The following is an 18,256-nucleotide window of genomic DNA, read 5'->3' as shown; positions in this document are numbered from 1 at the left end:
CCACGGTCCTCCCCTGACCAGTATCCCTGAAAACCAGGGCGGCAGTTCGGCCTCGCTGCGCTTCGGCTCCCGGGGGTCGGATCGTGCTGGGCAGGTTGCCTGGCCAGATGGTAGCTCTTGGTGCGGGCACATGTTTGCTGAAGGCGATTTATGCACGACGAGGGAGTTTGCTCAGATAGTGAGCACCGTTTTGCCGCGGGCGCCGGTGGCGCCCAGGGCGGCGACGCCGTCGGCCAGCGGCAGGGTGGCGTCGATCGGGACGACCACGTCGCCCTCGGCTACCCGGTCCAGTAGTCGGGTCAATTCCGGTGCGCGGCCGCTCGATTCGATGTTGCCGCCGCGAATGCCGCGGGCCCGCAGGGCGTCCTCGTCGGCGGCGAAGACGGTGGAGTAGACGGTGCCGCCGTCGCGCACCAGGGTGGTCAGTTCGGCGAGCGCCTCGGGCGGGCTGACCAGGTCGTAGAGGACGTCGATGCCGTCGGGATGGGCGGCGCCGACCTGGTCGCGGATCGAGCCAGCGGTGTAGTCGACGGTCTCGGCCGCGCCGAGCCGGGTCATCTGGTCGGCGACCGCGGCGCGGGCGGTGGCGATGACGTTCGCGCCCGCCATGTTGGCCAATTGCACGAGGAACGAGCCGACGCCGCCGGTGGCGCCGACGATCAGCACGGTCTGTCCGGGCTCGATCTTGGTGGCGTCGACCAGGTCCTGCGCGGTGACACCCGCGGTGGGCAGGGCCGCGGCGGCCGCGGTCGGGACACCCTCGGGGATCCGCACCAGGGTGGCCGCCTCCGGGAGGACCGCGTACTCGGCGAAGCTGCCGTGACCGGCCGGTGGGGTGAGAAACTTGCCGACCACTCGATCGCCGACGGCGAAGTGGCTGGCGCCGGGGCCGACCGCGGCGACGACGCCCGCGCCGTCCACCCCGAGGATCATCGGAAAGTCGTGGGGCAGTTTGCCGTCCAGGATTCCGTCGGCCATCTTCGCGTCGAACGGGTTGACCCCGGCGGCCTCCAGCTGCACCCGCACCGCTCCCGGCCCGGGTTCGGGGACCGGCATGTCGGTCAACTCCGGCGTGGCTCCGAACTTCCGTACGACAATCGCGCGCATCTATTCGCTCCTTGAATCGGGCTGAAGAGTGCGGCCTCGCACCTGCGTGCCGGGCAAGCGCTCTTTGATGCATCAACTAACGGCAAACGTCATCGTATGCATCCATACCCCATCGACGCTGTGATTCACGGCATTGGCGCGGTGTCGGGCGTAGCGTTCTACCTGCACGTGCGCCTCGCGGGAGCGGGCGACCCGGAATCGGCGAGAAAATCAAACTTGAGCGGAACAGACTCAACCTTTCGTGCGTTGGACGGTACAGAACGGCAACGAGGCGCGTGCGAGCGCGTCGGGCGGACGAGTCGACCAAGGTCGTCACACCACTGACCAAATGCTCTCGGTGCCGCGGGAATCGACTAGTAGGAAGGTAACTGTGGACTCGTTCAATCCCACCACCAAGACTCAGGCGGCCCTGACCGCCGCATTGCAGGCGGCCTCAGCTGCGGGCAACCCGGAGATTCGTCCGGCCCACTTGCTGGTGGCGTTGCTGGATCAAACCGACGGCATCGCCGCCCCGCTGCTCAAGGCGGTCGGCGTCGATCCGGCGACGGTCCGGCGCGAGGCCCAGGACATTGTGGACCGGCTGCCCAGCGCGACCGGCGCCACGACCACTCCGCAGCTCGGCCGCGAGGCGCTGGCCGCGATCACGGCGGCCCAGCGACTGGCCACCGAGCTGGGCGACGAGTATGTCTCCACCGAGCACGTCATGGTCGGCCTGGCCGCCGGCGACTCGGATGTGACCATGCTGCTGAAGAAGTACGGGGCGAGCGCCGACGCGCTGCGCGAGGCGTTCACCGCCGTGCGCGGCAGCGCCAGGGTGACCAGCCCCGACCCCGAGGGCAGCTACCAGGCGCTGGAGAAGTACTCCACCGACCTCACCGAGGCCGCCCGCGCGGGCAAGCTCGATCCGGTGATCGGGCGCGACACCGAAATCCGGCGCGTGGTCCAGGTTCTGAGCCGGCGCACCAAGAACAACCCGGTGCTGATCGGCGAGCCCGGCGTCGGCAAGACCGCCATCGTCGAGGGCCTGGCCCAGCGCATCGTGGCCGGTGACGTGCCGGAGTCGCTGCGCGGCAAGTCCGTGGTCTCGCTCGACCTCGGCGCGATGGTCGCGGGCGCGAAGTACCGCGGCGAGTTCGAGGAACGGCTCAAGGCCGTGCTGGAAGACATCAAAAACAGTGCGGGACAGATCATCACGTTCATCGATGAGCTGCACACCATCGTCGGCGCCGGCGCGACCGGCGAATCCGCGATGGACGCGGGCAACATGATCAAGCCCATGCTGGCCCGCGGCGAGCTGCGCCTGGTCGGCGCGACCACGCTGGAGGAATACCGCAAGCACATCGAGAAGGACGCCGCCCTGGAGCGCCGGTTCCAGCAGGTGCTGGTCGGCGAGCCGTCGGTGGAGGACACCGTCGGCATCCTGCGCGGCATCAAGGAGCGCTACGAGGTGCACCACGGCGTGCGCATCACCGACTCCGCGCTGGTCGCCGCCGCCACGCTCAGCGACCGCTACATCACCTCCCGGTTCCTGCCGGACAAGGCGATCGACCTGGTGGACGAGTCGGCCTCGCGGCTGCGGATGGAAATCGACTCGCGCCCGGTGGAAATCGACGAGGTCGAGCGCGCGGTGCGCCGGCTGGAGATCGAAGAGGTCGCGCTGAGCAAGGAGACCGACGAGGCCTCCAAGCAGCGGCTGGAGAAGCTGCGTTCGGAACTCGCGGACGACCGGGAGAAGCTGAACCAGCTGATGACCCGCTGGCAGAACGAGAAGAGCGCCATCGACCAGGTCCGCGTGCTCAAGGAGGAGCTGGAGTCGCTGCGCGGGGAGTCCGAACGGGCCGAGCGCGACGGCGATCTGGGCAAGGCCGCCGAGCTGCGCTACGGCAAGATCCCGGCGCTGGAGAAGCAACTCGCCGAGGCCGAAAAGGCCTCCGGCACCGCGGCGGACGGCGAGGTGATGCTCAAGGAGGAGGTCGGGCCCGACGACATCGCCGAGGTGGTCTCGGCGTGGACCGGCATCCAGGTCGGCAGGCTGCTCGAGGGCGAGAGCCAGAAGCTGCTGCGGATGGAGGAGGAACTCGGCCGCCGCGTGGTCGGCCAGACCGAGGCGGTACAGGCGGTGTCGGACGCGGTGCGCCGGGCGCGCGCCGGGGTTGCCGACCCGAACCGGCCGACCGGCTCGTTCATGTTCGTCGGCCCGACCGGTGTCGGTAAGACGGAGCTGGCAAAGGCGTTGGCGGACTTCCTGTTCGACGACGAACGCGCCATGGTCCGGATCGACATGAGCGAGTACAGCGAGAAGCACTCGGTGGCCCGCCTGGTCGGCGCCCCGCCCGGATACGTCGGCTACGACCAAGGCGGTCAGCTGACCGAGGCGGTGCGGCGCAGGCCGTACACGGTGGTGTTGTTCGACGAGATCGAGAAGGCGCATCCGGATGTGTTCGACATCCTGCTGGCCGTGCTCGACGAGGGACGGCTCACCGACGGCCAGGGCCGCACGGTGGACTTCCGCAACACCATCCTCATCCTGACCTCCAATCTCGGTGCGGGCGGCGATCGGGAGTTCGTGCTGAACGCGGTGCGCTCGGCGTTCAAGCCGGAGTTCCTCAACCGGCTCGACGACGTGGTGATGTTCCACGCGCTGAACGAGGAGCAGCTCGAGCACATCGTGGACATCCAGCTCGACCAGCTGCAGAAGCGGCTGTCCCAGCGCAGGCTGAAGCTGGACGTGAGCGACTCGGCCCGGTTCTGGCTGGCCGTGCGCGGGTACGACCCGGTCTACGGTGCGCGTCCGCTGCGCAGGCTGGTCCAGCAGTCGATCGGGGACACCCTCGCCAAAGCGCTTCTCGGCGGCGAGATCACCGACGGCGACACGGTGAAGGTGACGGTCTCGCCGGACGGTGACGGACTCATCGTCGGCAGCTAGGTACTGGCGAGTCGGCGGTCGATGCCTCGGGTATCGACCGCCGACTCATCGGAACGCTTAACCTGGAAGCCATGACCAACCCGAACGATCCGTGGGGGCAGCGGCCGGAGGATGCTCCGACCGAGCACCTGGCGGGCAAGTCCGGGTTCGAGCAGCCGCTGCACACCACGGAGTACTCCGAGGCGTACGGGTCCGGCGCGCCCTCGGCGTACCCGGCGACCGAGCAGTTCGAGCCGTGGTCACCGCCCCCGCCGAACGCCACGCGCGAGTTCCCGCCGCACGACAACCAATGGGGTGCCTACGAAAGCACCTACGGCAATCAGTGGCAGGGCGCGCCGCCGGTCGACGGCGTCCCGCCCGGGCCGGGCATGCCGCCGCCGGAACCACCGCGGCGGCGCAACACCGGGCTGTGGATCGCACTCGGCCTCGGGGTCGTCGCGCTGATCGCCGTGGTCGGCGTCATCGCGGGAGTGCTGCTCGCCAACAAGGATTCGTCGTCCACCAGCGCCGCGAGCACCTCGGCGTTTCCGACCGCGCGTCCGCTGCCCGGTTCACCGCGGCCCACGCCGAGCGGGATTCCGAGCGTGCCCGGCCTCGGCGGTGGCATCGAGAATCTCGGTGCGACCATGGGCACCATCAACACCAACGACGGCGGCACGCTCACCATCAGCACCCTGCTCGGCGCCACGGTCACCGTGCGCACCGACGCGAACACCCAGGTGATCTCGATGTCCGGCACCAAAGTGTCCGATCTGCCCGCGGGCGACATCGTGTTGATCCAGGGTGACAAGGGTGCGGACGGATCGATTCAGGCCAAGGTGATCATCAGTACCGCGCTGCCCGGCGGCGGACGATGAACGACCCGCAGCACCGACGCCGGGTGGCGACGGGCATTCGCCCCCCGAGCTGGATAGGCTAGACACCGATGACGGCAATGTGGTTCGGCTTGGCGGCGATCGCACTCGTGGGTGCGATCGTGCTGCTGTATTTCGATCGGATCCAGCGACAGCGGACCGGTCACGCGCGGCAGGTCTGGGCGAAATCCCAGGGCTACACCTATGTGTCGGTGGAGCCTGCGCTGCCATCGACCTGGCGTCGCGGCGCGCTGGCCAAGCTCGGCTACCTCTCCGCGGTCGATGTGGTGTCCGGTATCCGCAAGGGCGAGAAGTTCGTGCTCTTCGATCTGGAGGACTCCGCGACGCTGATCGCGGTGCGCAGGCAGATCGGCTCGGACATCGATGTCGACATGCGGCTCAAGACCGCGTCGCCGCCGAAGGACGCCGACCTGGAGCTGCTCGGCGCGATCGGCGACCGGGTGGTGTTCGCGACCAACCCGGAAATCGCCAGGCACGCCGTCGATCAGCGGATGGTGGCGTTCATCGAGACGCTGCCCGACACCGTGCAGATGCTCTGGAGTGAGGGCAACTGGACGCTGGGCATGCTGTCGGTCGGCACCTCCTCGCGTGAGTGGGAGACCTCGATCGACGCGGTGCTGCGCCTGTCCGGCCTGCTGCATGTGCTGCCGCCGGTGAGCGAGCCACGCTTCGACAACGGCGGGCACGACCCCGGCCGCCCGCGGCCGCGCGGCAGGCAGCGCCCGGACGAGTCCGAGGGCGAAGAGCTGGACGAACCTCTCGGCGGCGCCAGGGTGCAGCCGCCGCGGCTGCGTAAGGACGAGGATTTAGACGAGGCCCCGTTCGCCGAGCAGAGTTACGCCGAGGACCGCGCCCCGCTGTCCGCGCCGGACGAACCGGAACCGCCGCGCCGCCCGTCGCTGGCCGTGGTGCCGGACGCCCGCGCGCGGGTTCGCGAGGAACGCAGGACCACCGACGAGTGGACTCCGGAACGACGCGAGGAACGGTCGCCGGAACCGCGCGAGCAGACCCCGGAGCCGCGCGACAAGTGGATGCCCGCCCAGCGCGACGAGCTCCCCGCCGACGACGACTGGGCCGAGGAGCCCGACCGTCGCCCGGCCGCCCGCGCGGACGACGCGGCGGCCGAACCGCCCGGCGGCCCGTTCCATCCGGGCTTCCGTCCGTACCAGGGACCTGTGCCGCAGTAACCGACGTGTCCCGCGTCCGTCTATGATCGCCGCGGCCGACGGATCGGTCGTCAACCTCGACAGCGTGGCCGGGGTGATCTGCGGGCGCGGTTCGACGTGTCCGGCGTCCCCGATCCAGGTCGTATCCTTCACGGAAGGGTTGGCAGCTGGACTGGCCGAACAGGTCCAGGCCCTGCGCCCGGGATTCGTGCACACCGAATCCCATGAGCGAGCCGGTATCGACACGTCGTCGCTGCCGAAGCCTGCAGTACACAACGCTGAGAACCGTCGCCGGGATGATCCCGCGAACCCTGGCGGCCCGACTGAATCGCGGCTTGTTCGACGCACGCGGAAGGACTTAGGAATGATCGACGAGGCAACCACCAACGAGTCGGCGCTGGGTACTGCGGCCGGTTCGGACCGGGACAGATTGGCGGCGCTCGTGCGCGAGCTCGCCGTCGTGCACGGCAGGGTCACCCTGTCCTCGGGGAAAGAGGCCGACTACTACGTCGACCTGCGGCGCGCGACGCTGCACCACGGCGCGGGACCGCTGATCGGCAAGCTGCTGCGCGAACTGGTCGCGGACTGGGACTTCGACGCGGTCGGCGGGCTCACCATGGGCGCGGATCCGGTCGCGTTCGCGGTCATGCACGCGCCGGGCCGGCCGATCGACGCCTTCGTGGTGCGCAAGGCGGCGAAGGCGCACGGCATGCAGCGCCAGATCGAGGGACCCGACATCGTCGGCAAGCGGGTGCTGGTCGTCGAGGACACCACGACCACCGGAAACTCCCCGCTCACGGCCGTGCGCGCGCTGCGCGACGCGGGCGCGACCGTGGTCGGCGTGGCCACCGTGGTGGACCGGGAAACCGGGGCCGACCAGGTGATCGCGGCCGAGGGACTGGAGTATCGATCCATCCTCGGACTGAAGGATTTGGCCCTCAGCTAGCCTGGACAGCGGTCAAGTTCTTCAAAGGTGAAGGGTCATCTCCAGTGGTGAGCATTGCAATCAACAAAAATCGCGACAACGTTGCGATGCTCGGTATCGGTGCCTATCGACCGCAGCGAATCGTCAGCAACGAAGAAGTGTGCGAAGTCCTCGACTCCACCCCGCAGTGGATCTTCGAGCGCACCGGTATCCAGACCCGGCGCTGGATCAGCGGCGACGAGACCCTCCAGTCGATCGCGGCCGCGGCCGGTGAGCGGGCGATCGTCAACAGCGGCATCGATCGGTCGAAGATCGGCGCGCTGATCCTGGCCACGTCGAGCTGGCTGATGCTGACCCCGCACGGCGCCCCGTCGGTCGCGCACGACCTGGGTATCAACGGGATCCCGGCGTTCGACCTGACCTCGGGCTGCGGCGGCTTCGGCTACGGTCTCGGCGTGGCCGCGGACCTGATCCGGGCCGGTTCGGCGGAGTACGTGCTGTTGATCGGCGCGGAGACGATGACCGTCGGCCTGGACCCGACCGACCGCGGCACCGCGATGATCTTCGGTGACGGGGCGGGCGCGGTGGTGATCGGGCCGGCCGAGGAGAACGGCATCTCGCCGACGGTGTGGGGCAGCGACGGCGAGAACGCCTCCGCGATCGCGCAGGACGTGAACTTCCTCGACTACATGGAGAAGGCGCAGGCCATGCAGGGCACCGACCCGGCGGTCGAGCCGATCGGGCGGATGTCGCTGCGGATGGAGGGCCCGCGCGTCTTCCGTTGGGCCGCGGTCACTTTGCCGCGCGCGCTGTCCACCGCGCTGGAGGTGTCGGGGGTGGCGAAGGAAGACATCGAGGTCTTCATCCCGCACCAGGCCAACGCCAGGATCAACGAGCTGATGAAGAAGAACCTCGGCCTGGCCGACGACATCCCGATGGCCAACGACATCGTGCAGACCGGCAACACCTCCGCCGCGTCGATTCCGCTGGCGATGGAGGAGATGCTGGTGACCGGCAAGGCCAAGGGCGGTCAGCTGGCGCTGCTGCTCGGGTTCGGCGCCGGGCTCAGCTACGCCGGTCAGGTCGTCACGCTGCCGCCCAAGCCGGCCGAACCGAGCTTCAGTGTCTGATCGGCGGCGCCCGCACGAACGCCGCGCGCGATGAGGTGGTTCCGGGCCGGGTTTCTCGCCGCGGCCGCTGCGACCGTCTATGCCGGGGCCACCGGCAGGGAAAAGGTGCAGTGGGTTTCGAAACCCCTGATGATGCCGCTGCTGGCGGCGGATGTGGTGACCGAGGGGACCGATATCGACCGCACCGATCGTGCGGTGCTGCTCGGTTCGCTCGGCGCCGCGACGCTCGGTGACATCCTGCTCATCGATCCGGACAACGATCGCCGGTTGATCGCCGGAGCGTCGTCGTTCGCGGTGATGCAGGCCGGGTACTCGGCGTTGTGGTTGCGTAAGGGCGCGCGGCCGCACGCCGAGGTGGCGGTGCCGCGGCTGGCCGCCTGGCTCGGCGCGGCCGCGCTGCTGCGCGCGAAGGCGCCTGGCGTGGCCGTGCCGCTGACCGCGTACGGTGCGACGCTGGGCACCGCGGGTGTGCTGGCCTCCGATCCCGCGTTGGCACCCGCGGCGAAATCCATTGCGGGCGTTAACCTTCCCAACACCGATCCGCGCAGCCGATTGGGCCTCGGCGCCCTGCTGTTCACCGTCTCCGACGGCCTGATCGTGCTACGCCGCCTGTTCGCGCGCACCGACCGCAGCCGCCGGCTGACCGAGGGCGTCATCCTCGCCACCTACGCCGCCGCCCAGTTCCTGCTCGCCGACCCGGCCGCCCACGCGAAACCCCCACAGCCGCACCACTCCTGATTTCCCGCACCGAAATTCGCATGCGATTCCCGGTGCGGCACATCAGAACTGGTGCGTCTGCACCGAACTAGTGCTCGGCTGCGGCGTGGATGGGGGTTGTCTGGAGGAACAGTTCCAGGGCGGCCAGCACCGCGTCCGGTGTGTCCTCCTGGGGAAAGTGGCCCGCGTTCGGCAGTTCGATCACCGGAGCGTCCGGGAAGGCCGCGCGGAATGCCGGAATGATGTAGCGCGGTAGGAGGGCGGTGTCCTGCATTCCTTCCAGCAGTATCGCTGGTTTGGCCCGCACGGCTGCCGCTGCTGCCGGATCGGGTTCGGGCAGTGACGGTTTCGGGCCGGGAGCGACGACCTGCTGGGGAAAGCGGATCGCGCCGAGGCATTCGGCGCGATCGGTGAAGTGGCTCGCGTAGGCCCGGATCCACGTCGGTGTCACGATCTCCGGCCGGGTGACGGTCTGCAACGCCAGCATCGCGTGAATCACCGTATTGCCCGCGTTACCAAGGACTTCCGTCAGCGTGCCGTCCGCCTCGGCCGCGGCCGCCCAGCGGAACCAGGCGCTGTCGGCGTGATTGCCTGCCATCAGCTCGCGGTACCCGGGCTGCCCGAGCGGCAGCACGGTGTTGATCGCGACGATGCGATCGATCCGGTCGGGGTGGCGCAGGGCGAAGGCGGCGCCGATCGGCCCGCCCCAATCGTGCAGCACCAGCGTGATCCGGTGCAGGTCGAGCACCTCGACCAGGATGGCTTCCAGATTGTCGACGTGGTCGCACGCGAGGTAGTCGGAATCGGCCGGCGTAGCGCTTTTCCCGAAGCCCATATGGTCCGGCACGACGACGCGCCGGGCTCGGCCCAGTGGGCCGATCAGGTGACGCCACAGGTATCCCCAGGTCGGCTGGCCGTGCAGCAGGACGAGGGTTTCGTCGGCATCGGCCGGGCCCTCGTCGATGTAGTGCTGCCGGAATCCGGCGGCTTCGGTGTAACGGGCCTGGAAAGGCCAGGTGCCGTCGAAGGTTTCATCGCTCGGGATCATTGTTGCCTCTCTCGTTCGAATCGGGCTCGGCGAGGCTAACCGGGTTTCACTGCCATCTTCTGTCAGTGGAAAACTGGTTCGTATGCGGGCGAGCAGACTGTTGTCGATCATGCTGTTGCTGCAGGCGCGGGGGCGGATGACGGCGGAGCAACTGGCGCGGGAACTGGAGGTCTCGGTGCGCACGGTCTATCGAGACGTCGAATCGCTGAGCCTGGCCGGGATCCCGCTGTACGGCGAGGCGGGTCACGCCGGCGGTTACCGGCTCGTCGATGGTTATCGCACCCGGTTGACCGGCTTGACCGCCGACGAAGCGGAGGCGCTGTTCCTGGCGGGCCTGCCGGGTCCGGCCGCGGACCTAGGGCTCGGTGCCGTGCTGGCCACCGCGCAGCTCAAGCTGAAGGCGGCGCTACCGGACGAATTGAGCGAGGGCGTCGGCTGGGTCCAGCAGCGGTTCCATCTGGACACCTCGGAGTGGTACGCGGATCCGGACAGCATCGCGCAGCTGGCGGCGGTGGTCGACGCGACCTGGACCCAGCGCCGCATTCGGATCCGCTACCGGCGGTGGGCGCAGCCACGGGAGGTGGATCGTGAGGTCGCGCCCTATGGGCTCGTGCTCAAATCCGGTCGGTGGTATCTGGTCGCCCAGTCGGACAGTATCCGCACCTATCGGGTAGCGGAGATTCTCCGAATCCAACTGCTGGACAGCACGTTCGAGCGCCCTGCCGGGTTCGATCTGGCGACCTGCTGGGCCGGCTACCTCGCCGATTTCGATGCCCGCCGCTATCGGGGCACCGCCCGGGTCCGGCTGACGAAGCGTGCGCTCGAGCGTCTGCCGCACCTGCTCGAGCCCGCGCTGGTCCGTGCCGCGCGGGACAGCGCCGAGCCGGCCGACAGCACCGGACGGGTCATCGTGACGATGCCGATGGAAACGATCGAGCACACCGCCGGTCTGTTGCTTCGGCTGGGCGTGGACGCGGAGGTGCTCGCGCCCGCTGAGCTGCGCGACCGGATGGCCGTAACCGCCGCCGGACTGGCCGACATCTACCGCGCGGGGTCGAAAGCCACTGTCACAGCACCACAATGATCCGATCGCGGTTCGCCGGATCGACCCGGATCGAGATGGTCTCGCCGACCGCCAGGCGCGGCTTGTCCGCCGGCGTGACGTCGAAAACGATGGTCCCCCGGTAGCTTTCCGCTCCGGGGATGGTCAGCTCCAGATCGAGTTCGGTCAACTCGGTGTGATGATCGGTCCGCCGCAACGGATGCACCCCGTGCACCGTCGCCCATCCCTCCAGCCCGTCGCGCCACAACCGCCGGTCCGCCTTCGACGGCCGGCCCGCCAGCATCATCCCGATTCCCACGCACGTGCCGAACAGCCCGACCAACGCCACGATCTGATACGGCACCGTTCCCGGCGGCGTGTGCTGAACCACCCACCCCAGCCACACCCCGAGCACAACCAGGTACCCGGCGGTCACCGCGAGCACCGTACGCAAGATACGCCCGTGATCCATCCCAGCCTCCACCCCCGACTGTCAGGCCTCCAGGATAGGCTCGTTGCGGCGCTGAAGTGGGGATATCCGTCACCAGGCAGCGGCGAGGTCCGCGTGCTGGCGGACCCAGGCGTGCATGGCGATTCCGGCCGCGACGCCCGCGTTGATGCTGCGGGTCGACCCGAATTGAGCGATCGAAACCGTCATCGCCGCAGCGTCTTTCGCGTGCTCGGTAACCCCGGGGCCCTCTTGGCCGAAAAGCAGCAGGCAGTCTCGTGGAAGGTCCGCGGTTTCCAGCGGCACCGAGCCGGGCACGTTGTCCACGGCGACTACCGTGAGGCCCGCGCCCGCGGCGAATTCCAGCAGTTCGGCAATGCTCGCGTGGTGCTCGATGTGCTGATAGCGGTCGGTGACCATGGCGCCGCGGCGATTCCAGCGCTTCCGGCCCACGATGTGCACGGCCGCGGCGGCGAAGGCGTTGGCGGTGCGGACCACCGTGCCGATGTTGGCGTCGTGGCCGAAGTTCTCGATGGCGACGTGGAACGGGTGCCTGCGCCGGTCGATGTCGGCGACGATCGATTCGCGCGTCCAATACCGGTAGGCGTCGACCACATTGCGGCGGTCACCGGCGTCGAGCAGTTCGGGGTCGAGCCGGGGATCGTCCGGCGGCGGCTCGGCGTGCTCGGTGGCCCACGGGCCGACGCCGTGCGGGTGCTCGCCCCACTCGGTGGGCCCGGCCGGGTCCTGCTCCGCCGCGTCCGGCACTGGGTGATTCACTCCGACGATGCTAATTCCGCCCGCCGCCGCGCGGTCACGCGGCCGGACCGGCGGGGTCAGTAGGTGCTGGAGCTGCTCCAGACGCCGACCACGCCGAGCACGACGAACAGCACGATGAACAGGATGCTGATGATGATCAGCGCCGAGGCGATGATCCCGCAGACGTAGCCGACCATGACGTTCGAGCGCCCGCCCAGCGCGCCGCCGGAGGCATCGATCTCGTTGAGCGCCCGCTTGCCCATCACCCAGGCGACCGGACCGATGATCTGACAGAACACCAGGCTGAGGATGCCGAGGATCAGGATCATGGTGGCCTGCGGGTGTTCCTGCGGCGGTCCGTAGGCTGGATAACCGTACGGTGGCTGCTGCGGCGGGTAGCTCATCAGCAGGATGGTAGTGGGTGTAGCTGGCTACACCACGTATTCGGCGGACAGCTCCATCGACCACCGATCCCCGCGCCGACAACCATGGAAGCCATGACCGAGACACACGTCGAACCCACCCTGGTGCTCGACCCGGCGCCCGCACCGGCCGGGCGTTCCGCCGACCGGGTGGCCCGCGCCGTGCTGCGCGCCCCGTTCCAGGCCCGGGCCTGGAAAGAACTCGTCTATGTCTTCACCGTGTTCGCCCTCGGCTGCCTCGCCCTCGCGTACATGTACGTCGGCTGGGGCGGCGGCCTGGCGATCTCCCTCACCATCGTGGGACTGCCGATCCTGGCGGTGATCCTGCTCGGCGGCCGGATCTGGGCCCGGATCTATCGTGCGCTGGCCAAGGACCTGCTCGGCGCGCAGCTGACCGCGCCGCCGCCGTTCCGGCCGGAGCCGGGCTTGATCGGCTTCGTCAAGGGCGCGTTCGCCGACCGGGCCAGCTGGCGGGCCGCGCTGTACCTGCTCGCCCAGGCCGTGCTCGGTGTCGCGGTCGGCTGGTTCGTGCTGCTCGGCATCGCGATGACGGTGTTCGTCGCGCTGTCCCCGCTGGCCTGGTGGCTGTTCGATCCGATCAACGTCGATGCCCAAGGCGTGGAACATCATTCGATGGCCCAGTTCGGCGACTTCTACATCGACAGCTGGCCGCGGGTGCTCGGCTTCGGCGCGCTCGGCGTGCTCGGCTGTTTCGTGCTGCCCTGGCTGCTGCGCGCGGTCTGCTGGATCCACCGGCTGCTGGCGATGGCCCTGCTGACCGCGACCGCGGGCGATCGGCGGATCATCGAGCTGCAGCAGGGCAGGCAGGCCGCGGTCGACGACTCGACGGCCACCCTGCGCCGGCTGGAGCGCGATCTGCACGACGGCACCCAGGCCCGGCTGGTCACCATCGCGATGGCGCTGGGCCGGGCCGAGGATCGGCTGTCCTCGGGCGGCGACCCGCGCGACCTGATCGCGGACGCGCACGCCAGTTCCAAGGAGGCGCTGACCGAACTGCGCGAGCTGGTCCGCGGAATCCACCCGCCCGCACTGGAACTCGGGCTCGGCCCGGCGCTGGAGACGCTGTCCGCGCGCTGCTCGGTGCCGGTGGAACTGCGCGTGCACCTGCCGGAACGGCCGAATCCGGCGGTCGAGGCGATCGCTTACTTCTCGGTCGCCGAGCTGCTCACCAACGTGGTGAAGCACGCCAACGCCACCCGGGCGTGGATCTCGGTGGTGCCGACGGACTCGCGGACCATCGCGGTCACCGTGCGGGACAACGGGATCGGCGGCGTACTCCAACCCGCGCCGGGCGAACTCGCCGCGGGCAGCGGACTGTCCGGCCTGGCCGCCCGTGCGCGCACTGTCGACGGCAGCCTCACCGTGCAGAGCCCGACCGGCGGACCCACCGTGGTCACCATCCTGCTGCCGAAGGACGGCTCGCGGTGACCGAGTCGCTGCGCATCGTGATCGCCGAGGACAGCGCGATCCTGCGGGACGGGCTCGCCGGTCTGCTGACCGAACGCGGGCACGAGGTGGTCGCCATGATCGGCGACGCGAGCACGCTGAGCGACGTGGTCGGCCTGCACAACCCAGACGTGGCGGTGGTGGACGTGCGAATGCCGCCGAGCTTCACCGACGAGGGCCTGCTGGCCGCCATCGAACTGCGCCGCAAATACCCGATGACCGGTGTGCTCGTCTTCTCCCAGTGGGTCGAAACCCGCTATGCCACCGAGCTTCTGGCCGGCGGCGCGAGCGGCGTCGGCTACCTGCTCAAGGACCGGGTGGCCGACGTCCGCGATTTCGTCGACGCCCTCCATCGGGTCGCCACCGGCGGCACCGCCCTAGACCCGGAGGTGGTGAGCCAATTGATGGGCGCATCCCGCCAGCAGGATTCCCTGACCCGCCTCACCCCGCGCGAACGCGAGGTGCTGGAACTGATGGCGCAGGGCCTGTCCAACAACGCCATCGCCACCTCGCTCACGGTCACCGAACGCGCGGTGGAAAAGCACATCGGCAACATCTTCACCAAGCTCGACCTGCCACCCTCGGACACCCACCACCGCCGCGTACTCGCGGTGCTGCGGCTGAAGGGGTAGCAAGCTACTGCTGTGCGACACTGTCAGCGGGCGATACCTCGTGGGAGGAGGAAGCGATGACTGTCGATATGCACTGGCCTGATCATCTGCTGACCTTGGCGGACTGGATCGCGTTGCCGGAGGACAACAGCCGTAGCTACGAGCTTGTCGAGGGGGTTCTGGTCGTGTCACCGAGGCCGCTGTCGAAGCATCAGCGGGTGAACTGGCGGCTCGCGGCACAACTCGAGCCGCAACTACCCGTCACCCATGGTGTTCTGACCGAGACCGAGGTCGTGATCGAATCAGGCCCACCCCCAACGATTCGCGTTCCTGATGTCCTCGCTGTGCCCGCTGAGGGTATCGACCTGAACCTTCCACGCTGGGACGCCGCTGATGTTCTCTTGGCTGTGGAGATCCTCTCGGTTGGTTCCAAACGGACCGACCGAGTCACCAAATTCGTCGAGTATGCCGAGGCCGGCATCGCGTACTACTGGCTCATCGATCTCGACGAGCCGACAAGTCTGACCGCCTACCACCTGATCGACGGAGACTACGAGTTGGTCGGGGAGCATTCAGGTCGGGCGACCGTCGATATCGCCGGAACGTCGGTCGAACTCGATCTGCGCGCCCTGACCAGTAGCCGGGCCGGCTGAAGGATCGGTCGCTCCGGCGTAGCGCGTCGAGCTGCGAGTACAAATACACATCGCTTGTGTAACAAATCGGGCGCGGAAATCCGGGCTCGGCTGGCACCATTGACGCATGACCACGCGGAGGGCACAGGATCCGCGGCATTCGACGCCGCGGTCGCTGGGTGAGCGCTCGGAGAGCGCCGTCGCGACGCCCGCACTGTGGTCCGAGCGTGCGGACATGGCCGAATCGGCGATCGTGTCCCGGCACCTGCGGGCATTGTGGGCGTTGCCAGGGACTCAGCTGGGTGTGGTCGGCTGGCCGGCCACCAAGCGGGAGCGGGCCTTCGGGTCCTGGCACTACTGGTGGCAGGCGCACCTGATCGACTGTGCGGTCGACGCGGCCAACCGGGTGCCGACTCCGGTGCGGCGCAAGCGGATCGCCGCGATCGCCCGCTCGCATCGGCTGCGCAACCTCACCGGCTGGACGAACCGGTACTACGACGACATGGCCTGGCTGGCCATCGCGTTGGAGCGGGCCGAGCGGACCGCGGGCGTCACCGAGGCGCGCAGCGGACTGATCGCGTTGGAGAAGCCGCTCTACGAGGGCTTCGAGCCGGCGGTCGGTGCCCTGCCCTGGCGCATCGGCTCGGACTACTACAACGCACCCGCCAACGGCCCGGCCGCCATCGCGCTGTTGCGGCTCGGCCGGCCCGGGCGTGCCCAGGAGATCGCCGACTGGCTGGACAAGACGCTGCGCGATCCCGAGACCGGGCTGATCCTCGACGGAATCCATCTGCCCGCCGGCGAGATCGAGCGCCCGGTGTTCAGTTACTGCCAGGGTGTGGTGCTCGGTGTGGAAACCGAATTGGCCGTGCACACCGGTGAGCCGCGGCACGGCGAGCGGGTGCACCGATTACTCGCGGCCGTCGAAGAACACCTGACCGTCAAGGGCATCGTCAGCGGCGGTGGCGGCGGCGACGGCGGACTGTTCAACGGCATCCTGGCCCGCTACCTCGCGGTGGTCGCGCTGATGCTGCCCGGCGAGGGCAAAGAACAGGAAAACGACCGACGCGTCGCGGCCGAGATCGTCCGGGCCTCCGCGACGGCCGCCTGGGCCAACCGGCTCGAGGTCGAGGGCGAGCCGCTGTTCGGGCACGACTGGAGCAAACCGGCGACGCTGCCCGGCGGCATCGCCGGGGCCGGCCGGTTCACCCCGGGCGGCTCGGTGACCTCGTCCCGGGTGCCCGAACGCGACCTGTCCGTGCAGCTGTCGGGCTGGATGCTGATGGAAGCCGCCTACCTGGTCAGCGCGGCGGGCCTGTAAACGCAAGACCGGCCTTCGGCTCAGTTCTCCGGGTCGACGATCCCGCTGGGCGAGGTCTCCAGCTCGAACTCCTCGGCGGGCTTGGCCATCTCCTGCCGGTAGTGCCGGACGCCGAGCACCGTCCCGACGATCAGGCCGAGCACCAGCGTGCCGATCACGATGGGCATCAGCCACGGCACCCGGTCGAGGAAACCGCCCGCGTAATACCCGATGAGCAACAGCACCGGCGCCCAGATGATCGCGCCGATCGTGCTGGCGATGGTGAACTTTCGATGGTCCATGCCCGCCGCGCCCGCGACCGTCGGGCACAGCGTGCGCACCCAGGGAATCCAGCGGGCGACCAGCACCGCGACGAACCCGTGCCGCTCCAGCAACTCGGTGACCCGTTGCAGATTCTTCGTGTTGATATAGCGGCCGTTCTTGCGCGCCACCAGGCGGTGCCCGGTCCGCGCCCCGATCACGTAACCCACCTGGTTACCCGCGATGGCGGCGAGCATGGTGCCCACCGACAACGCCCACACCTGTGCCTCGCCGGAGGCGTTGGACGCCATCACGATGCCCGCGGTGATCAACATGGAGTCGCCGGGCAGGAAGAGCCCGAGAATGACCGCGCACTCGATGAAGACAAAGGCAAGCACCACTGTCCAGACGAGCGCGGGCCCCGCTGACATCAACGGATCGAAATTGCCCACTGCTAGGGGCGAGGACGCCGCGATCACGAGTTCAGCGGATCGGCTCGTTCGTCGAGACGGTCAGCTCGGCTTCTTGCCGGGCCGCCGGCTCCGCGCCACGATTGAGCAGCTTCTTCGCCACCGCGAAGATGCCGGGCAGGATCGAGATCAGCACGATGAGCAGGAAGATCGCCTCGACGTGATCGCGGATGAACGCGACATTGCCGAGGAAGTAGCCGAGCACCGTCACGCCGCCGCCCCACAGGATGGCGCCGACGATGTCGAACGCCACGAACTTGCGGTAGTCCATCTTGGACACCCCGGCGAGCACCGGCATGAAGGTGCGCACGATCGGCACGAACCGGGCCAGGATGATGGTCTTCGGCCCGTGCTTCTCGAAGAACTCGTGCGTCTCGGTCACGTAGTGCTTCTTGAAGAACCGGGTGTCTTCCTTGTGGAACAACGCGGGCCCGATCGCCCGGCCGATCCAATATCCGCTCTGGTCGCCGGCGAAGGCGATCGCGATCACGGCGGGCAGCAGCAGCCAGATCGACACCGGCGGATTCGTCTGCGCGGCGAGCAGGCCACCGGTGAACAGCAGCGAATCGCCGGGCAGGATCGGGAACAGCAGACCGGTCTCGATGAAGACGATCACCAGGATTGCCGGAAGCACCGCGTTCTTGAGCCACGTCTCCGTGAGCAGGTGCATCGGGTCGAGCAACTCTTTGAGAGCGAGATTGCTCGTCACCGATTCTGTCGCTGCCAGCAGAATCACGCGGTCTCCTGTTCTGGATACGGCCGGCCTGATCGCTTGCCGTCGCATCGGGAAGCTGCCAGCGTAATTACCGGCCCCACAGTACCGGGTTCAGCTGAGAAACCCCCTGCTGTGCGCGAAACTACCCGACGGTCACCTGCTGGTTCCGCGCGGACAACCGGCTGGTCACTCCGGTCGCCCCGGCACCGCCCTCCCTGGATACCAGGCGAAACAC

18 protein-coding genes are annotated in these 18,256 nt (G+C 68.7%); 11 read left to right on the top strand and 7 right to left on the bottom strand.

What is annotated here, in order from left to right; all coding sequences use genetic code 11:
• Positions 1–171: 171 nt before the first annotated feature.
• Positions 172–1,107: an NADP-dependent oxidoreductase gene (locus tag ACFYO1_RS22500; RefSeq protein ID WP_387234110.1), complete on the bottom strand. Its 936-nt coding sequence runs from the start codon at positions 1,105–1,107 to the stop codon at positions 172–174.
• 370 nt (positions 1,108–1,477) lie between these two features.
• Between ACFYO1_RS22500 and clpB the strand changes: the two genes are divergently transcribed.
• The 6 genes from clpB to ACFYO1_RS22470 all read left to right on the top strand — a co-directional run bounded on the left by clpB (position 1,478) and on the right by ACFYO1_RS22470 (position 8,867).
• Positions 1,478–4,033, top strand: coding sequence for an ATP-dependent chaperone ClpB (gene clpB / locus ACFYO1_RS22495; RefSeq protein WP_387234107.1), 2,556 nt, complete (start codon positions 1,478–1,480; stop codon positions 4,031–4,033).
• Between the two features lie 71 nt (positions 4,034–4,104).
• Positions 4,105–4,890 (top strand): DUF5666 domain-containing protein, encoded by a 786-nt coding sequence (locus ACFYO1_RS22490; protein ID WP_387234104.1) that lies wholly within the window; start codon positions 4,105–4,107, stop codon positions 4,888–4,890.
• A 68-nt stretch (positions 4,891–4,958) separates the two neighbouring features.
• Positions 4,959–6,095: a hypothetical protein gene (locus tag ACFYO1_RS22485; RefSeq protein ID WP_387234101.1), complete on the top strand. Its 1,137-nt coding sequence runs from the start codon at positions 4,959–4,961 to the stop codon at positions 6,093–6,095.
• Between the two features lie 343 nt (positions 6,096–6,438).
• Positions 6,439–7,020 carry an orotate phosphoribosyltransferase gene (pyrE, locus tag ACFYO1_RS22480; RefSeq protein ID WP_387234098.1) on the top strand — a complete coding sequence of 194 codons (582 nt, stop codon included), beginning with the start codon at positions 6,439–6,441 and terminating at the stop codon, positions 7,018–7,020.
• Between the two features lie 44 nt (positions 7,021–7,064).
• Positions 7,065–8,129, top strand: a complete 1,065-nt coding sequence (locus ACFYO1_RS22475) for a beta-ketoacyl-ACP synthase 3 (RefSeq protein WP_387234096.1) — start codon at positions 7,065–7,067, stop codon at positions 8,127–8,129.
• Positions 8,130–8,159: 30 nt separating this feature from the next.
• Entirely contained in the window at positions 8,160–8,867 is a 708-nt protein-coding gene (locus tag ACFYO1_RS22470) for a lysoplasmalogenase (RefSeq protein WP_387234094.1), read from the top strand.
• 67 nt (positions 8,868–8,934) lie between these two features.
• Here ACFYO1_RS22470 and ACFYO1_RS22465 read toward each other — a convergent pair whose 3' ends face one another.
• Positions 8,935–9,894 (bottom strand): alpha/beta fold hydrolase, encoded by a 960-nt coding sequence (locus ACFYO1_RS22465; protein ID WP_387234091.1) that lies wholly within the window; start codon positions 9,892–9,894, stop codon positions 8,935–8,937.
• Between the two features lie 82 nt (positions 9,895–9,976).
• Between ACFYO1_RS22465 and ACFYO1_RS22460 the strand changes: the two genes are divergently transcribed.
• Positions 9,977–10,978 (top strand): helix-turn-helix transcriptional regulator, encoded by a 1,002-nt coding sequence (locus ACFYO1_RS22460; RefSeq protein ID WP_387234089.1) that lies wholly within the window; start codon positions 9,977–9,979, stop codon positions 10,976–10,978.
• Here ACFYO1_RS22460 and ACFYO1_RS22455 read toward each other — a convergent pair.
• The 3 genes from ACFYO1_RS22455 to ACFYO1_RS22445 all read right to left on the bottom strand — a co-directional run bounded on the left by ACFYO1_RS22455 (position 10,962) and on the right by ACFYO1_RS22445 (position 12,547).
• Positions 10,962–11,408: a hypothetical protein gene (locus tag ACFYO1_RS22455; RefSeq protein ID WP_387234087.1), complete on the bottom strand. Its 447-nt coding sequence runs from the start codon at positions 11,406–11,408 to the stop codon at positions 10,962–10,964. The genes ACFYO1_RS22460 and ACFYO1_RS22455 overlap by 17 nt on opposite strands.
• Positions 11,409–11,477: 69 nt before the next feature.
• Complete coding sequence (locus ACFYO1_RS22450) at positions 11,478–12,164, bottom strand: TrmH family RNA methyltransferase (RefSeq protein ID WP_387234084.1); 687 nt, start codon at positions 12,162–12,164, stop codon at positions 11,478–11,480.
• Positions 12,165–12,220: 56 nt separating this feature from the next.
• Positions 12,221–12,547, bottom strand: coding sequence for a DUF4190 domain-containing protein (locus tag ACFYO1_RS22445; protein WP_387234081.1), 327 nt, complete (start codon positions 12,545–12,547; stop codon positions 12,221–12,223).
• Positions 12,548–12,640: 93 nt separating this feature from the next.
• Here ACFYO1_RS22445 and ACFYO1_RS22440 point away from each other — a divergent pair, with 93 nt between their 5' ends.
• The 4 genes from ACFYO1_RS22440 (at position 12,641) to ACFYO1_RS22425 (ending at position 16,596) form a co-directional block, all read left to right on the top strand.
• On the top strand, positions 12,641–14,014 hold the full coding sequence (locus ACFYO1_RS22440) for a sensor histidine kinase (RefSeq protein ID WP_387234078.1): 1,374 nt from the start codon (positions 12,641–12,643) through the stop codon (positions 14,012–14,014).
• 8 nt (positions 14,015–14,022) lie between these two features.
• Entirely contained in the window at positions 14,023–14,664 is a 642-nt protein-coding gene (locus tag ACFYO1_RS22435) for a LuxR C-terminal-related transcriptional regulator (protein ID WP_387235315.1), read from the top strand.
• 95 nt (positions 14,665–14,759) lie between these two features.
• The gene (locus ACFYO1_RS22430; RefSeq protein ID WP_387234075.1) at positions 14,760–15,296 is read left to right on the top strand and encodes a Uma2 family endonuclease; all 537 of its coding nucleotides are present in this window, start codon (positions 14,760–14,762) and stop codon (positions 15,294–15,296) included.
• Between the two features lie 214 nt (positions 15,297–15,510).
• A complete protein-coding gene (locus ACFYO1_RS22425) occupies positions 15,511–16,596 on the top strand; it encodes a glycoside hydrolase family 76 protein (protein ID WP_387235312.1) in 1,086 nt (361 codons plus the stop codon).
• A 20-nt stretch (positions 16,597–16,616) separates the two neighbouring features.
• Here the strand turns inward: ACFYO1_RS22425 and ACFYO1_RS22420 are convergent, their stop codons facing one another.
• Both ACFYO1_RS22420 and ACFYO1_RS22415 read right to left on the bottom strand, forming a co-directional pair.
• A complete protein-coding gene (locus tag ACFYO1_RS22420; RefSeq protein ID WP_387234072.1) occupies positions 16,617–17,267 on the bottom strand; it encodes a DedA family protein in 651 nt (216 codons plus the stop codon).
• A 52-nt stretch (positions 17,268–17,319) separates the two neighbouring features.
• On the bottom strand, positions 17,320–17,976 hold the full coding sequence (locus ACFYO1_RS22415) for a DedA family protein (RefSeq protein WP_387235309.1): 657 nt from the start codon (positions 17,974–17,976) through the stop codon (positions 17,320–17,322).
• Between the last annotated feature and the right edge of the window lie 280 nt (positions 17,977–18,256).

It is taken from the genome of Nocardia sp. NPDC006044, from assembly GCF_042871115.1.
Taxonomy (GTDB): Bacteria; Actinomycetota; Actinomycetes; order Mycobacteriales; family Mycobacteriaceae; genus Nocardia.
The sequence above is the reverse complement of the archived record's forward strand: the minus strand, read 5'-3'. Positions and strand labels throughout refer to the sequence as shown.

Coding starts and splice junctions, on each gene's coding strand:
- ACFYO1_RS22500 (WP_387234110.1), bottom strand. CDS start 1,107: ATGCGCGCGATTGTCGTACGGAAGTTCGGAGCCACGCCGGAGTTGACC.
- ACFYO1_RS22490 (WP_387234104.1), top strand. CDS start 4,105: ATGACCAACCCGAACGATCCGTGGGGGCAGCGGCCGGAGGATGCTCCG.
- ACFYO1_RS22485 (WP_387234101.1), top strand. CDS start 4,959: ATGACGGCAATGTGGTTCGGCTTGGCGGCGATCGCACTCGTGGGTGCG.
- pyrE (WP_387234098.1), top strand. CDS start 6,439: ATGATCGACGAGGCAACCACCAACGAGTCGGCGCTGGGTACTGCGGCC.
- ACFYO1_RS22470 (WP_387234094.1), top strand. CDS start 8,160: ATGAGGTGGTTCCGGGCCGGGTTTCTCGCCGCGGCCGCTGCGACCGTC.
- ACFYO1_RS22465 (WP_387234091.1), bottom strand. CDS start 9,894: ATGATCCCGAGCGATGAAACCTTCGACGGCACCTGGCCTTTCCAGGCC.
- ACFYO1_RS22460 (WP_387234089.1), top strand. CDS start 9,977: ATGCGGGCGAGCAGACTGTTGTCGATCATGCTGTTGCTGCAGGCGCGG.
- ACFYO1_RS22455 (WP_387234087.1), bottom strand. CDS start 11,408: ATGGATCACGGGCGTATCTTGCGTACGGTGCTCGCGGTGACCGCCGGG.
- ACFYO1_RS22445 (WP_387234081.1), bottom strand. CDS start 12,547: ATGAGCTACCCGCCGCAGCAGCCACCGTACGGTTATCCAGCCTACGGA.
- ACFYO1_RS22440 (WP_387234078.1), top strand. CDS start 12,641: ATGACCGAGACACACGTCGAACCCACCCTGGTGCTCGACCCGGCGCCC.
- ACFYO1_RS22425 (WP_387235312.1), top strand. CDS start 15,511: ATGGCCGAATCGGCGATCGTGTCCCGGCACCTGCGGGCATTGTGGGCG.
- ACFYO1_RS22420 (WP_387234072.1), bottom strand. CDS start 17,267: ATGTCAGCGGGGCCCGCGCTCGTCTGGACAGTGGTGCTTGCCTTTGTC.
- ACFYO1_RS22415 (WP_387235309.1), bottom strand. CDS start 17,976: ATGCACCTGCTCACGGAGACGTGGCTCAAGAACGCGGTGCTTCCGGCA.